Below are 13546 nucleotides of genomic sequence, written 5' to 3'. Positions count from 1 at the left end.
GGTCACGGCCGGCCGGACCGGGGCGGCGTGCTCACAGCCGGTCGGCGTCCAGCACGGCCCTGGCGAACGCCGCCGGGGCCTCCTGGGGCGCGTTGTGCCCGACGCCGTCGAGCACCCGGTGCTCGTACGCGCCGGTGAACAACTTCCGGTACCCGAGGCCGTCGGTGGAGGCCAGGAAGGGATCGAGCCCGGGGTCCAGGGTGATGGTCGGGACACCGATCGTGGGCCGGTCCGCGAGTCGTTGCTCGTAGCGGTCGTAGCGGGCTTCGCCGGCGGCCAGCCCCAACCGCCAGCGGTAGTTGTGGGTGACGATCGCGGCGTAGTCGGGGTTGTCGAAGGCTGCGGCGGTACGTTCGAAGGTCGCGTCGTCGAACGCCCAGGTCGGCGAAGCCTCCGCCCAGACCGCCCGGCAGAGCTCGCGGCGGTACTGCGGGTTCTCCAGGGCCCGGCGGCCGCGCTCGGTGGCGAAGTAGTACTGGTACCACCAGGTGTGCTCGGCCTTCGGCGGCAGGGGGTTCTGCTGCGCCCGGACGTCGGTGACGAGGTACCCGCCCACCGACACCAGGGCCCTGACCCGCTCCGGCCACAGCGCCGCGACGATGTCGGCCGTCCGCGAGCCCCAGTCGAACCCGGCCAGGACCGCCCTGCGGATCCCCAACGCGTCGAGGAGGGCGACGATGTCGAGCGCGACGGCGGACTGCTGCGCGTTGCGGACCTCGGTGGGCGAGCGGAAGGTGGTGGTGCCGTGGCCGCGCAGGTACGGCACGATCACCCGGTACCCGGCCTCGGCCAGCAGCGGGGCCACGTCGACGTAGCTGTGGATGTCGTACGGCCAGCCGTGCAGGCAGACGGCCGCGGGGCCGTGCGCCGGTCCCGCCTCGGCGTAGCCGATGTCGAGCACACCGGCGCGGACCTGCTTCAGCCTGCCGAACGCTCGTGCCTGGGCCGGCGCTTCGGCCGGGTCGACCGCGGCCGGGCGTCCGGAGCCATCGGCGGCGACGGCGACGGTGGGCACGGCTGCGGCGCTCATGCCGAGACCGACCGCCTTGGAGAACGTACGCCTGTTGATCATGTTCGATCCTTCCTCGGATGTGGAACCTGCTGACGTGCCCCGACGGTCGTGGTCCGGTTCAGGGCATCGCGCAGCGCCGCCCGGCTGGTGATGCCCAGCTTCGGGAAGACGCGGTAGAGGTGCGAGCCGACGGTGCGCGGCGACAGGTGCATGCGTCGGCCGATCTCCTTGTTGGTCAGTCCACCGGCCGCCAGGTCCGCGACCCGGTGCTCCTGTTGGGTCAGCGGGGTGGTGACCGGCGCCACGTCGGCGAGGACGGCTCCCCGGCCCCCGTACTCGTTCTCGTTCTCGTTCTCCGTCTCCTTCGGCATCGGCCTCCTCCGTCGTCCTCCGTTGTCCGCCGTCGACCGGATCCCGCGCGCCCGGCCCGGTGGCCGGGCTCCGCCACCGGGTGTCAGCCGCCCAGACCGGCGGCGCGGGCCATGTACGCGGCATACCAGGACGGCCAGTCCGGATCGTGGTGGCCGAGCCGCGCCTCGTACTCGCCGTGGGCGAGCGCCGCGTCGCGCAGCGCCTGCTCGACCTCAGCCACCGAGCGGTACGCCACCTGGCTGATCCGGCCGGGACGTCGCGTCGTCACCTCCTGCAGGACGAAGGTGTTGCCGTCCGGGTCGGCGAAGGTCGCGAACGAGCCGTAGGACTGGCGGGTCGGATGCGGCCCCGGCACCCGTCCGGCGGTGCCGGCGTGGTGGAAGACACCGCCCGCGTCGTGGAACACCTCCCCGACGTCGACGCCGCGGGCCACGAGCTCGGCGCGGGCCGCCACGACGTCGTCCACGACCAGGTGCACGCCCCGCTCCGACCCCGGCTCCGCGTCGGTCACACCGTTGCCGACGACGATCGACGCGGCCGAGCCGGGCGGCGTCAGGTGGACGACCCGGAAGCCCCCGGGGCCGGAGAAGTCGACGTCCTCGCGGAAACCGATCCGCGTCCAGAACTCCTTGGCCCGGTCCACGTCCGAGACCGGCACGACCACGACCTCGATCTTCAGATCCACCGTCATCTGCTGCTCCTTCACATCGGCGGGTGCCGCCCGGCACCCGCCGACAACGATCCCGGGAGCACCGGCCCGTCGCCCCAGGGGCTGACCCTGGTGGAGACCCTGGCCCGTGTCCCCCGGGTCCCCGGCCAGGGCCCCGGGGCAGGTGGACCAGGGTTCGACACGGGCTCGACGGGAGGGCACCGACCGGCAATCTGGGTCCAGCGATCACCGGACCGACCCGGACCGGACCGACCCGAGGAGCACGAGAACACACCATGGCCACCATCCACTTCACCGAGCGGACGCACGCGACACCGGAGCAGTTCGTGGCCTGCCTCACCGACTTCGGCCCGGGCCGCCGCGAACTGTTCGGCAACAGCTCGGACGAGTACCTGAAGGTCCACACCATCGGCACCGACCGCGCCGACGTCACCGAGGGCTCGGGCGGCATCTGGGAGCGGCTGCACCACGACTGGTCCGACCCGCACCGGGTGGTGATGACCACCGTCGACTCCAATATCTGGGGCGGCGCCTCCGGACACACGTACACCTTCACACCACTGCCGGACGGCACGACGCGGCTGGACGCGGTGGTGGTCCGCGAGGGCAAGAACCTGCGGGGACGCCTCACCGGCCTGCTCCTGGGCAGCGTGGGCAAGGGCGTGCTGGCGAAGGCGCTGAAGAACACCGTCAAGGCCGTCGAGGCCAGCCCGCTCCCGCCCCACGACCGGCCCGACCCCACCACCCGGCACACCCGCTGACCGAAACGCGGACCGGAGAGCGCGACCGGGGAACGCCCCGGCACCCGGCCGGAGAACCGGCCGGGCAGGGCTCGCCGCAGCGGGAGACCCACCGTTCGGGCTGCCCAGGGGTCCTGCACTTCTACCAGGCGTTCCAGAGCGCACCATGACGGTGGCGGACCGGCGGCATGTCTTCGCCCTCGACTTCATGGCCGGCGCGGTGGAGTCCGCGGATCCGCTGGGCGGCGACTCGGCCCCGGAGGCGGGCGCGGCCCTCGGCCGTGGCGGTCAGGACGGAAAGCGAGTCGTCCCTGCAGTGGAGGACCATCCACTGCCAGGAGGTGATCCGGCGCAGCGTCCTCGCCGGGGCCGGGCGACGGCCCTGACGGGCGGCTCGGGCCAGTTCCGCGTGCGAATAACGCAGGTCGTAGAGGGACATGGACTCCCGTGCACCCTTTCGGACGCGGAGCCGGTTGGGAGTCGTGCGGACAGTTCGGGACATCGAAAGCCCTCCGTGGGGCCCTCCGGGCTCTCCGGAGGCACCTACGGCGGGTGTGTGGTGGTCAGCACGCTTCAGCCCCTTCGTGACTTCCCGGTCGGGACGACCCGGAAGCAGCACAGTAGCCGCCCGGACCAGCGGAGGCCGACAAGTTCTGCTCGCCTCCGCCGCCGGGCAGAAGCATTCCGGGATGCTTCACGGACCACGGTGTGCCCCGGAAAGCGCCGGGTGCGGACACGGCGCGGACTGCCCCCGAGCCGGAGCCCGAGCAGCAGAACGTCCATCGGTCGCAAGGGCATCGGGTGGATTCAGAACCCACGGGAACGAGGCATGTACTACTCTGGGTTACCGTTTAACAACTCACAGCCATCATTGCCGACGAGGCTCCCGCTGCCGGTGTCAGGCCGTGGTCCTGGCCGGTGGGGCCGGGAGTCGGCTGCGGCCGCTGACGCTGAGCCTTCCGAAGCCCATGGCCGAGGTGCGCGGCACGCCGATCCTGCGCCATCAGCTCGACTGGCTCGCCGAATCGGGAGTGGAGCAGGTCGTCGTCTCCGGCGGGCACCTGGCGCAGGTGATCGGCGACTACCTCACCTCCCAGAGGTTGCCGCTGCGCGCGGACCTGGTGGTCGAGGAACGGCCGCTGGGTCGGGGCGGGGGGCTCAAGTTGGCCGCCGCCGCGCTGGGACGGCCCGGTGAACCGTGGCTGGCGCTCTACGGCGACATCTGGACCCGGTTCCCGCTCGGCGCGATGTTCGCCCACCACCGGCGGCACGGCACGGCGGCCACGCTCGCCCTCGCCCGGCCCTGGTTGCCCAGGGGCAGCGTCGACTGCGACGAGCGGGGGCGGGTGACCGCGCTCGTCTCGCCGGCGGCGCCGCCCCTGCGGGTGAACGTCGGCGTCTTCGTCTTCGAACCGCAGGTCGTGGACATGCTGCCCGACGGGGGCGACCACGAGCAGAGCACCCTGCCCCGACTGGTCCGCGCACGCCAGTTGATGGGATATCCGGTGGACAGCCCCTGGCGGGCCATCAACACGCCGCACGACCTGGCCGAGGTCGAAGGCGAACTCGCCGCCCCCGGCCGACCCGGCTGACCCGGGGAGGCCGCCCGGCAGCGGTCACGCCGTCGCGTGCGGCGCCACCGCCGGTTCGAGCAGCGACAACGTCCGCTCCCGCGCGTCGAGGGCTACGCGGATGCCGAGCGGCAGCGGCAGGTTCGGGCCGGCATGCCCGAACTCGACGTTGCCCAGGACGGGGATGTCACGGTCGCCGAGGACGTCGAGCACGATCTCGGGCAGGGTGGGGGACGCGCCGGCTTCGAGGCCGCCGATCTCGCGCGGCACGCCCACGACCATGCCGGAGATCCGGTCGAGGATGCCGGAGTGCCGCATCACCTGGAGGTAACTCCACACGTACGACGCCAGGCCGCCCATCTCCTCCCAGAACAGCACGGCGCCGTCGAACCGTTCGAGCGGCAGCGCGAAGGGCGTCGCCTGCGCCAGCACGATGCGATTGATCACCCCGCCGATCAGCGGGCCTTCGACCCGGCCGGGGCGCCAGCACTCCCAGGACGGGCTCGCCGGCAGCGCACCGATCGCCTCGGTGCCGGTCAGCAACTCGAAGTAGACCCTTTCGAGTTCGGCCCGACGCGCCGCCGGTGCGGACTGCCAGTGCCCGCCGAAGCCGGGGACGGCCATGTCGGCGTGGAACCCGACCAGGCCCGTGCGCGCGTGGAGCGCCAGGTGCAGCAGCGAGATATCGCTGCAGCCGAGGATCGGCTTGGGATCGGCCCTGACCGCCCCGACGTCGATCAGGTCGAGGTAGCCGAACACCGTCTGGCCGCCGTCGCTCGCGACGATCGCGCGCACCTCGGGATCGCGCAGCAGACCGTTGAGCTCCCCCGCGATCTCCGCCGGCGTGGCCGCGCTCCACCAGTGGCGACGCCCCGCTTCCAGCAGCGGAGCCCGGCGCACCCGGAACCCCATCCGCTCGAACACGGCCGCCGTCCGCTCGACGTTGGGTTCGCAGGCGGCCGGCAGCAGTCCGGACAGCGAGGCGACGACCACGAGGTCTCCGCGCTTCAGCGCACGCGGTCGGAGCAGTTGCGACGGTGCGGAGGGAGTCATGGCGCCAGTGTCGCCCGGGGCACGGGTGGAGTCACCCGGGTTTCGCCGGTCGCCGACCCGGCTCCGACTCTCGATCAAGGCGAATGGCGTTCTCGGAGAATCGAATTGACCGACTGTCATGTTCTCCGGTCGTTCGCCTCCCCCGTACAGTGCGGTCGGGAGAGTCGAGGCCGTTCGGCATCGAGCGGTCACCGGGACGGCGGCGTTCCGGAGCGGCGTGAAGGAGGAGGCGACGTGGGGGAACTGACCGGCAGGACGGCGCTGGTGACGGGCGGCTCAAGGGGAATCGGGCGTGCGGTCGTCCTGCGGCTGGCCGCCGAGGGAGCGTTGGTCGCGGTCCACCACGGCGGCAACGAGGCCGCCGCGGCCGAGACCGTGGCACTCGTCGGCAAGGCCGGCGGGCGGGCGTTCGCCGTGCAGGCCGCGTTCGGCGAGAGCGGTGCGGTGGACCGGCTGTTCGAGGGGCTCACAGCCGGACTGGCGGACCGCGGCGCGGTCGGTCTGGACGTTCTCGTCAACAACGCGGGCATCCACACGGCCGCTTCGATCGGGCAGCTCACCGAGGAGGAGTTCGCGCGGCTGCTGGCGGTCAATGTGAGCGCTCCTGTCTTCGTGGTCCAGCGGGCGCTGCCCTTGCTGCGCGAGGGCGGACGGATCATCAACATCGGCTCTGCCGCCACCCGGATCGCGAACCCGCTCCAGATCGGCTACACCGTCACCAAGGCAGCGCTGGCCGCCCTCGCTCCCTCGCTGGCCAACGAGTTGGGCCGGCGCGGGATCACGGTGAACACGGTCGAACCCGGAGTGGTACTGACCGACATGACCGCCGCGTGGACCGGGTTCCCCGAGGCGGTGGCCGGACTGGAGGCGGTCACGGCGCTCGGACGGATCGGCGAACCCGAGGACATCGCCGACGTGGTGGGCTTCCTGGCCGGTCCGCGGGGCCGCTGGGTCACCGGCCAGACCGTCGACGCCTCCGGCGGTACGTACCTCGGCCCGATCACGGGCAGCTGAGCCACCGGCGGGGGCTTTTCGGACCGGCGCGCGGGCGGAGGTGCTCTGCGTTCAGGCCTGGTGGGACGGGGAGTTGGTGACCACCTGGCGCAGCAGGTCGGCGTTGCCGCGGGTGCGCTTCACGCGGTCCAGGAGGAGTTCGGTGGCCTGCTGGGTGTCGAGGCCGCCCAGGGCCCGGCGCAGCGCCCAGGTCGCGGGGGTGCGGACGGGGCCGAGGAGGAGTTCCTCGCGGCGGGTGCCGGAGGCCTTGACGTCGACGGCCGGGAAGACGCGCCGGTCGGCGAGGCGGCGGTCGAGGCGGAGCTCCATGTTGCCGGTGCTCTTGAACTCCTCGAAGATCAGGTCGTCCATCCGGGAGCCGGTGTCGACGAGGGCGGTGGCCAGGATGGTCAGCGAACCGCCGTTCTCGATGCTGCGCGCCGCGCCGAAGAGCCGCTTCGGGTACTGGAGGACGCTCGCGTCGAGGCCGCCGCTGAGGGTCCGCCCGTTCGCGGGGGCGTTGGCGTTGTGGGCGCGGGCGAGGCGGGTGAGGGAGTCGAGCAAGACGACCACGTCGTGGCCGAGTTCGACGAGGCGCTTGGCGCGCTCGATGGCGAGTTCGGCCAGCGCGATGTGCTCGCGGGCGGGCCGGTCGAAGGTGGAGGCGATGACCTCGCCCTTGACCGAGCGGCGCATGTCGGTGACCTCCTCCGGGCGTTCGTCGACCAGGACGACCATCAGGTGCGCCTCGGGGTGGTTGCGGGCGATCGACTCCGCGATCGACTGCAGGACGAGGGTCTTTCCCGCCTTCGGCGGTGCCACGATCAGGCCGCGCTGGCCCTTTCCGATCGGCGCCACCAGGTCGATGACACGGCCCGTCAGCTGCCGCGGGTCGCTCTCGGTCTCCAGGCGCAGCTGGCAGTGCGGGTACAGCGGCGTCAGTTCGTGGAACGCCGGGCGGGGCCGGGACGCCTCGGCGGGGTCGCCGTTGACCGTGTCGACCCGGGCCAGCTGCGGGCGGGCTCCGTTCGCACGGGCACCGTTGGCACTGGCACCGTTCGCACGGGAGCGGGCCGAGCCGGGGCGGGCCGTGCCCGAGTGGATCGCGCCGGTCAGGACGTCGCCGGTGCGCAGGCCGAGCGCGCGCACCTGGCCGGCGGGCAGGTGCACGTCGGTGGGCCCGGGGAGGTAGCCGGAGGTGCGCAGCACGGCGTGGCCCTCGCGGATGTCCAGCACTCCGGCGACGGGGAGGAGGTCGCTCGCGGCGGCGGTGTCCGGCTGCGCCGGTCCGTCGGAGCGGGCGCGGGCCCGCTGTGCGGGCCGGGGCACTTCGGTCGGCGCCGACGGGCGGACGGCGGAGCGCGTAGGGGTGGAGTGCGTGGAGGTGGAGCGCGTGGAGGTGATCGCCTCGACGAGTTCGCCCTTGCGCAGTCGGGCGGCACCCTGGATGCCCAGGGCGGAGGCGAGTTGGTGCAGGTCGGCCTTCAGCAGACCGTCCAGCGACGTCGTGGTCGCGGTGGTGGTGATCGGTTCGGTGGTGGTGGTCACGAGCAGGTACTCCTGTGGTGTGAAGGGTGTGGTGGCGCGGCGGCCGTTGCGAGTGGCCGGGCAGATGCGCGGGACGGCGGGCGGAGCGGCCCTGGCACGGCCATGAAGAGGTCCGTACGGGTGGCGTCGGCTGTCGCATTGACGCGGGTTCGCCCGAAGGATGCCCGGGGCGAGCGCACTCGACTGCTGCGGATGTGCCGGGAACGGAACGTTGGAAGTGCTTCGGTCCGCCGGTGTCCGGGCCGGCCATCAATGGGGGCCCGATTGTGGAACAGCGCCTGGTTCCCGCACCCCGAGAGGTGGGCTTCCAGCATCGCCTGTATGCAGGGTAGCACCACGGGCGGCTGCGGCGCCCCGGAATACCGATGTCTCCGTCCCGACCCGTCGCGGGCGGGGGCTCACAGGACGGGCACGTACACTTGCCCCTCGTGGTGGACACCCAGTACGAAGACCTGTTGAAGCACACGCTCACCGCCGGGACGGCCAAGGCCGACCGGACGGGCACCGGTACCCGGAGCGTGTTCGGGCACCAGTTGCGCTACGACCTCTCGCAGGGGTTTCCGCTGGTCACCACCAAGAAGGTGCACCTGAAGTCCGTGGTGTACGAGCTGCTGTGGTTCCTGCGCGGCGAGTCCAACGTGAAGTGGCTGCGTGAGCACGGGGTCACCATCTGGGACGAGTGGGCCGACCGCGAGGGCGACCTCGGCCCCGTCTACGGCGTCCAGTGGCGCAGCTGGCCCACACCCGACGGCCGGCACGTCGACCAGATCAGTCAGGTCCTCGACACGCTGCGCAACGACCCGGACTCGCGCCGGATGCTCGTCTCGGCCTGGAACGTCGGCGAGCTGGACGCCATGGCACTCGCCCCGTGCCACGCCCTGTTCCAGTTCTACGTGGCCGACGGCCGGCTCTCCTGCCAGCTCTACCAGCGCAGCGCCGACCTGTTCCTCGGGGTCCCGTTCAACATCGCCAGTTACGCGCTGCTCACCCACATGGTCGCGCAGCAGGTGGGCCTGGAGCCGGGGGACTTCATCTGGACCGGCGGTGACTGCCACATCTACGACAACCACCTGGAGCAGGTGACGGAGCAGCTATCGCGGACGCCGTTCGACTTCCCCGAGCTGCGGCTGCGGCAGGCCGATTCGCTCTTCGACTACGCGTTCGGCGACGTGGAGATGGTCGACTACCGGCACCACCCGGCGATCAAGGCACCGGTCGCGGTATGAGGATCGGACTGATCTGGGCCCAGACGCCGGACGGTGTGATCGGCGCGGACAACGCGATGCCGTGGCACCTGCCCGAGGATCTCGCGCACTTCAAGGCGACCACCCTGGGGCGCCCCGTGGTGATGGGCCGCCGCACCTGGGAGTCGCTCCCACCGCGGTTCCGCCCGCTGCCCGGGCGTCGCAACATCGTGGTGACCCGCAACCCGGAGTGGTCCGCGGCCGGCGCGGAGCGCGCCGGGTCCCTCGACGAGGCGCTGGACCTCGCGGCCTCGGAACCAGGGCTGGGCACGGGTGCCGAGACCTGGGTGATCGGCGGCGGGCAGCTCTACCGCCAGGTCGTCGACCGGGCCGCGACCCTGTCGGTCACCGAGGTCGACCTGTCGGTTCCGGGTGACACCTACGCCCCCGCCGTCGGCCCCGCCTGGACCGTCACCGAGGACGGCGGACCGCAGACCTCGGTGACCGGTGTGCGCTACCGGATCCGCACGTACGCGCGAAGCGGCGACTCGGACTGACCTCTCGGGCCCACCCTCGCGGTCACGCGGGTGGGGCAGGGCGCAGGTAGACCTCGTCGGTGTAGCACCAGGCCCAGTCCTCGCCGGGCCGGAGCGAGCGGGCGAGGTGGTGGGCGCGGTGGGCCTGGGCGTGCCGGTAGGCGTGCTGCCCCGGGGAGCTGTCGCAGCAGCCGATGTGCCCGCAGCTCAGGCAGGCCAGCAGGTTCACCCAGGTGCCGCCGTCCCGCAGGCAGTCCTCGCAGCCGGGGGCCGCGTTCGCGGGCACCTCGCGCAGCCCGTCGAGGTGGTCGCAGGTCGGTTGGACGGCCCGGCCGGGATCGGGCGCGACCCGCCATTGGTGCCGATCGTTCACAAGGCACACCCTACGAGGCCGACCGCGGCGGCGCAGAGCGGGCCGTCCGGAGGCCGGGGCGGCGGGGTTTTCGGCTTGCCGGGCAGGGAACAACGTGTCGGGACTCCCGCTCGTTCGGCCGGAAGGGGACCACAGATGACGGGACGTGCCGAGGGGCCGGGGCCCCGGGCCTGGACGCCGGACACCTTGGACGAGCAGGACTGGCTCGTTCCGTGGTCGCGAAGCTCTCCCGGCGGACCGCACGCCGCGGACGACGTCGTGGCCCGCGTCGCCCACGGCCTGCGCCACGGGCCGGGGCTGGCCCTGGTGCGCGGCCTGGAGCTGGACGGCCTCGGTGATCCGGAGTGCGCCGAGCTGTGCCGACGCTTCGCCGCGCGGCTGGGCACGGTGCTGCCGCTGCCGGCGGGCCCGTCGGCGGACGACCTGCTGACCGCCGAGAGCGCGCCGGCCATCGAGCTCTCGGCCGCCGACCTCGCCAGGCAGCGGGAGGGGGACGCCAGGACGCTCGACCCGCACACCGACCGGTCGCACGGCCCCGAGTCGCCGTGGCTGCTGGGTCTGCTGTGCATCCGCCCCGCCCGGGCCGGTGGCGAGTCGCTGCTCGTCAGCGCCCGCGCCGTCCACGACCGCCTCGCGGAGCAGGACCCGTCCGCGCTGCACCACCTCTACCAGGACTTCCACTTCGGGCGCGGACCGGACTTCGACCGCGTCTCCCCCGTCTTCCAGCAGCGCCGCCACGGCCTGCACGTCCAGTACAACCGCTACTGGATCGAGCGCGGCCAGCGCGAGGCCGGCCTGCCGTTCCCGCCGGGTCGGCAGGCGGCGCTGGACACCCTCCACGGGGTGCTCACCGACCCGGGGACGGTCCTGCGGGTCCCGTTGCGCCGGGGTGATCTCCTGCTCCTGGACAACACGGCCGTCCTGCACGGGCGGACCGGGTTCAGGGATCCCGCCGGTCCGGGCGAGCGGCGCTGTCTGGCCCGGGTCTGGGCGGACCGGCCCGCCGCCCGGTGAGAAATCGCCGGCGAGGTCAGTCGCCGAGGGCGTAGAGGCCGGGGAGGTTGACCACGATGGCTTCCTGGGTGCTGCGGGCGATGACGACGACCGCCTCCTCGTCCGGGTCCGGGTTCTCCTCGCGGTGCGGGACGAAGGGCGGGACGAAGATGTAGTCGCCCGGGCCCGTGCGCAGGCGGATCTCCTCGGGCGTGCCGGACGAGTCGTCGACGAAGACGAACTCGGGGTGCCCGCTGACCACGTGGATGGCGGTCTCGGACTCGCCGTGGTGGTGGTCGGAGGAGGCGGTCGAGGGGGCGACGTGGGTCTGTCCCATCCAGAGCTTCTCCGAGCCGACCGTCCGTCCGCTGATCGCGGCGAAGCGCCGCATCCCGCCGGTCTGGGCGGTGCCGTCGTCGAGTTCGCCGGCGCGGATGTGGTGCAGCCGGGCCCTCAGGGCGGTGCCGGCGGGAGCGTCCGCGCCGTGCAGGTGCGGGTGGAAGCCGGTGCCGGGCTCCGTGACGACGGCCGCCCCCTCGGCGGCGTTCGCGGGGGTGTGCGGGTGGGGTTCGGCGGACATGGTGCTCCTAGGTCGCGGCAGGAAGTGGGGCAGGGGCGGCGTCTCCCGGTACCTCCCCCGGCCGCGCCCGACGCCCCGGGATGTCACCGGACGCTAGGCCCGGCGGCAAAAGGATGTCAAGAGGTGTCTTTTCCCGCCGACCGGGCCCGCCCTTGGCGGACAAGGGACTTGAGCACCGCTCCGCCCGGGGGATACTCGGGTGCATGCACATATCCGCCAAGGCCGACTACGCCGCCCGGGCTCTGGTCGAGCTCGCCTGCGACACGTCGCGCCCACTCACCTGCGAGGCCATCGCCGCCTCCCAGGGCATCCCGTTCCGGTTCCTCAAGTCCGTGGTGGGCGAACTGCGGCGGGCCGGGCTGGTCCGCAGCCAGCGCGGCTGCGAGGGCGGCTACTGGCTCGGTCGGACGGCCGAGGAGATCACCCTGCTGGACGTGGTGCGCGCGGTGGACGGCGAGGTGATCACCCTGCGCGGCGAGCCGCTGGCCGGACTCGACTACCCGGGCCCCGCGCACGCACTGCCGTCGGTCTGGCGCAGCGTCGAGGAGCGTGCCGTGGAGATCCTCTCGGGCACGACGGTGGCCCAACTGGTGCGCTCCGCCGACCGGGTGGCGACCGCGTGAGTGGGGACCGGGTCGGGGACGAGGCCGGGGACGAGGCCGGGGACGAGGCCGGGGCCGGGGCCGGGGCCGGGGCCGGAGACCAGGTCGAGGTCGTGGAGTACACCGACCCGATGTGCCCGTGGTCCTGGGCGGCCGAGCCGAGGCTGCGGGCGCTGCTGCGCGAGGCGGAGGGCCGCTGCCGGCACCGGCGGGTCTTCGGGGTGCTGTTCGACGAGGACGAGGAGCCCGCGCCGGCCCCGGCCGCCGAGACGGCCTGGTACGCCGGGTACGTCGAGCGGATCACCGACCACGCGGGCGCGCCGAGAGCAGCCCGGCTGGGCTGGGTGGCGGCGAGCAGCTGGCCGTCCTCGCTGGCGGCGGCCGCCGCCGAGGCGCAGGGCCCGCTGGTCGCCGACCGGGTGCTGCGCCGGCTGCGGGAGAGCGTGTTCGTGCTGGGCGAGCCCGCCGACACGCCCCGGCGCGTGCTCGCGGCGGTGGCGGGGGTGCCCGGCCTCGACGAGCCGCGACTGCGGGCCGATCTGGCCTCCGCGGCCGTCCGCGAGCGGGTGTGCCGCGACCGCGCCGAGGCCCGCCGGCCGCTGCCGGAGGTGATCGGCCTGCGCGGGGACGGACCGCACCCGGGGGCGGCGAAGGAGACCGAGGACGGCGGCCACCGGTACGCGCTGCCGACCGTGGTGTTCACCGGGCCGGGCGGGCGCCGGGTGGTGCCGGGGTGGCGGAGCGTGGACGAGTACCGGACCGCGCTGGCCTCGGTCTCCCGCGCGCCGCTGCCGCCGACGGACGGCGCTCCCACCGCCGCGGACCTGTTGGAGCGCTACCGGAGCCTGACCGGACCCGAGCTGGCCGGAGCGACCGGAAGCCTTCCGCCCGGCGCCCGGCGCGTACGGACCGCGAACGGGGACGTCGTCCTCCACCCGCAGGAGCGCTCCGGCCCGGCCGTCGTGGCGGCCCACCGCTCCCCCGCCGGAGACTGACGGACCTCCCCTCCGAACGGGACCAAGACGTCACACGGCGCCGCCCCGCACGCGGCGCACCGGCCGGATCCCGCCGCCGCAACGACGCTCCGTGGACGTCGCAAACGTGCCGCGTGAACGGCACATTGAGGGCGTGTTGCGGCATCCGTCGAAGCAAAGGGACACCTTTTGGTGTCCATTGACAGCAGGCCGCTGACCTGGCCAGGATGAGTCCATGACCTCCACGCACCCCCTCCTGGTGCGCCGCTGGACGAGTCACCGACGCACCAGCAGCACCCACTGTTGTTGACCGCGTCCGGACCTGGCGGCCACGACTCCGCCGAT

General features: G+C 73.2%; 15 protein-coding genes and 1 pseudogene. 8 read left to right on the top strand and 8 right to left on the bottom strand.

Features of this window, described 5'->3' with window-relative positions:
• Positions 1–31: 31 nt before the first annotated feature.
• From OG715_RS41370 to OG715_RS41360, 3 genes and pseudogenes are all read right to left on the bottom strand, one after another.
• Positions 32–1072 (bottom strand): alpha/beta fold hydrolase, encoded by a 1041-nt coding sequence (locus OG715_RS41370; protein WP_266272023.1) that lies wholly within the window; start codon positions 1070–1072, stop codon positions 32–34.
• A pseudogene (locus tag OG715_RS41365) lies at positions 1069–1296 on the bottom strand (response regulator transcription factor); the annotation flags it as partial. The gene OG715_RS41370 and the pseudogene OG715_RS41365, both read right to left, overlap by 4 nt.
• Positions 1297–1466: 170 nt before the next feature.
• Positions 1467–2075, bottom strand: a complete 609-nt coding sequence (locus OG715_RS41360; protein ID WP_323182184.1) for a VOC family protein — start codon at positions 2073–2075, stop codon at positions 1467–1469.
• Between the two features lie 254 nt (positions 2076–2329).
• Between OG715_RS41360 and OG715_RS41355 the strand changes: the two genes are divergently transcribed.
• Positions 2330–2815 carry a hypothetical protein gene (locus tag OG715_RS41355; protein ID WP_266272024.1) on the top strand — a complete coding sequence of 162 codons (486 nt, stop codon included), beginning with the start codon at positions 2330–2332 and terminating at the stop codon, positions 2813–2815.
• A gap of 121 nt (positions 2816–2936) precedes the next feature.
• On the opposite strand, the gene OG715_RS41350 is transcribed toward OG715_RS41355, so the two are convergent.
• Positions 2937–3233 carry a hypothetical protein gene (locus OG715_RS41350; protein WP_266272025.1) on the bottom strand — a complete coding sequence of 99 codons (297 nt, stop codon included), beginning with the start codon at positions 3231–3233 and terminating at the stop codon, positions 2937–2939.
• Positions 3234–3699: 466 nt separating this feature from the next.
• Between OG715_RS41350 and OG715_RS41345 the strand changes: the two genes are divergently transcribed.
• Positions 3700–4386, top strand: coding sequence for a nucleotidyltransferase family protein (locus OG715_RS41345; protein ID WP_266272026.1), 687 nt, complete (start codon positions 3700–3702; stop codon positions 4384–4386).
• 24 nt (positions 4387–4410) lie between these two features.
• Here the strand turns inward: OG715_RS41345 and OG715_RS41340 are convergent, their stop codons facing one another.
• Positions 4411–5418 carry a S66 peptidase family protein gene (locus OG715_RS41340; RefSeq protein ID WP_266272028.1) on the bottom strand — a complete coding sequence of 336 codons (1008 nt, stop codon included), beginning with the start codon at positions 5416–5418 and terminating at the stop codon, positions 4411–4413.
• A gap of 234 nt (positions 5419–5652) precedes the next feature.
• Here OG715_RS41340 and OG715_RS41335 point away from each other — a divergent pair, with 234 nt between their 5' ends.
• On the top strand, positions 5653–6432 hold the full coding sequence (locus tag OG715_RS41335; protein WP_266272029.1) for an SDR family oxidoreductase: 780 nt from the start codon (positions 5653–5655) through the stop codon (positions 6430–6432).
• Positions 6433–6483: 51 nt separating this feature from the next.
• Here the strand turns inward: OG715_RS41335 and rho are convergent, their stop codons facing one another.
• Positions 6484–7959 carry a transcription termination factor Rho gene (gene rho / locus OG715_RS41330; RefSeq protein WP_266272030.1) on the bottom strand — a complete coding sequence of 492 codons (1476 nt, stop codon included), beginning with the start codon at positions 7957–7959 and terminating at the stop codon, positions 6484–6486.
• A 428-nt stretch (positions 7960–8387) separates the two neighbouring features.
• Here rho and OG715_RS41325 point away from each other — a divergent pair, with 428 nt between their 5' ends.
• Together OG715_RS41325 and OG715_RS41320 are read left to right on the top strand one after the other, a co-directional pair.
• Positions 8388–9185, top strand: a complete 798-nt coding sequence (locus tag OG715_RS41325) for a thymidylate synthase (protein WP_266272031.1) — start codon at positions 8388–8390, stop codon at positions 9183–9185.
• A complete protein-coding gene (locus OG715_RS41320; protein ID WP_266272032.1) occupies positions 9182–9700 on the top strand; it encodes a dihydrofolate reductase in 519 nt (172 codons plus the stop codon). The genes OG715_RS41325 and OG715_RS41320 overlap by 4 nt, the downstream gene beginning before the upstream one ends.
• A 22-nt stretch (positions 9701–9722) precedes the next feature.
• On the opposite strand, the gene OG715_RS41315 is transcribed toward OG715_RS41320, so the two are convergent.
• Positions 9723–10052: a UBP-type zinc finger domain-containing protein gene (locus tag OG715_RS41315; protein ID WP_266272033.1), complete on the bottom strand. Its 330-nt coding sequence runs from the start codon at positions 10050–10052 to the stop codon at positions 9723–9725.
• A gap of 135 nt (positions 10053–10187) precedes the next feature.
• Between OG715_RS41315 and OG715_RS41310 the strand changes: the two genes are divergently transcribed.
• The gene (locus OG715_RS41310) at positions 10188–11066 is read left to right on the top strand and encodes a TauD/TfdA family dioxygenase (protein ID WP_266272034.1); all 879 of its coding nucleotides are present in this window, start codon (positions 10188–10190) and stop codon (positions 11064–11066) included.
• A 16-nt stretch (positions 11067–11082) separates the two neighbouring features.
• Here OG715_RS41310 and OG715_RS41305 read toward each other — a convergent pair whose 3' ends face one another.
• On the bottom strand, positions 11083–11625 hold the full coding sequence (locus tag OG715_RS41305; protein WP_266272036.1) for a cupin domain-containing protein: 543 nt from the start codon (positions 11623–11625) through the stop codon (positions 11083–11085).
• 203 nt (positions 11626–11828) lie between these two features.
• On the opposite strand from OG715_RS41305, the gene OG715_RS41300 reads away from it, so the two are divergent.
• Positions 11829–12248, top strand: coding sequence for an RrF2 family transcriptional regulator (locus tag OG715_RS41300; RefSeq protein WP_266272037.1), 420 nt, complete (start codon positions 11829–11831; stop codon positions 12246–12248).
• Between the two features lie 110 nt (positions 12249–12358).
• Positions 12359–13222 carry a DsbA family oxidoreductase gene (locus OG715_RS41295; protein ID WP_266274532.1) on the top strand — a complete coding sequence of 288 codons (864 nt, stop codon included), beginning with the start codon at positions 12359–12361 and terminating at the stop codon, positions 13220–13222.
• Positions 13223–13546: the final 324 nt, after the last annotated feature.

The sequence above is a fragment of the Kitasatospora purpeofusca genome, from assembly GCF_036010405.1.
Classification (GTDB): domain Bacteria; phylum Actinomycetota; class Actinomycetes; order Streptomycetales; family Streptomycetaceae; genus Kitasatospora; species Kitasatospora purpeofusca.
This window is presented reverse-complemented; position numbering and strand designations above follow the sequence as displayed.

What these genes read in the sequence shown, in the direction of transcription:
- OG715_RS41370 (WP_266272023.1), bottom strand. Translation starts at nt 1,072, where the DNA reads ATGATCAACAGGCGTACGTTCTCCAAGGCGGTCGGTCTCGGCATGAGC.
- OG715_RS41360 (WP_323182184.1), bottom strand. Translation starts at nt 2,075, where the DNA reads ATGACGGTGGATCTGAAGATCGAGGTCGTGGTCGTGCCGGTCTCGGAC.
- OG715_RS41355 (WP_266272024.1), top strand. Translation starts at nt 2,330, where the DNA reads ATGGCCACCATCCACTTCACCGAGCGGACGCACGCGACACCGGAGCAG.
- OG715_RS41350 (WP_266272025.1), bottom strand. Translation starts at nt 3,233, where the DNA reads ATGTCCCTCTACGACCTGCGTTATTCGCACGCGGAACTGGCCCGAGCC.
- OG715_RS41340 (WP_266272028.1), bottom strand. Translation starts at nt 5,418, where the DNA reads ATGACTCCCTCCGCACCGTCGCAACTGCTCCGACCGCGTGCGCTGAAG.
- OG715_RS41320 (WP_266272032.1), top strand. Translation starts at nt 9,182, where the DNA reads ATGAGGATCGGACTGATCTGGGCCCAGACGCCGGACGGTGTGATCGGC.
- OG715_RS41310 (WP_266272034.1), top strand. Translation starts at nt 10,188, where the DNA reads ATGACGGGACGTGCCGAGGGGCCGGGGCCCCGGGCCTGGACGCCGGAC.
- OG715_RS41305 (WP_266272036.1), bottom strand. Translation starts at nt 11,625, where the DNA reads ATGTCCGCCGAACCCCACCCGCACACCCCCGCGAACGCCGCCGAGGGG.
- OG715_RS41300 (WP_266272037.1), top strand. Translation starts at nt 11,829, where the DNA reads ATGCACATATCCGCCAAGGCCGACTACGCCGCCCGGGCTCTGGTCGAG.
- OG715_RS41295 (WP_266274532.1), top strand. Translation starts at nt 12,359, where the DNA reads ATGTGCCCGTGGTCCTGGGCGGCCGAGCCGAGGCTGCGGGCGCTGCTG.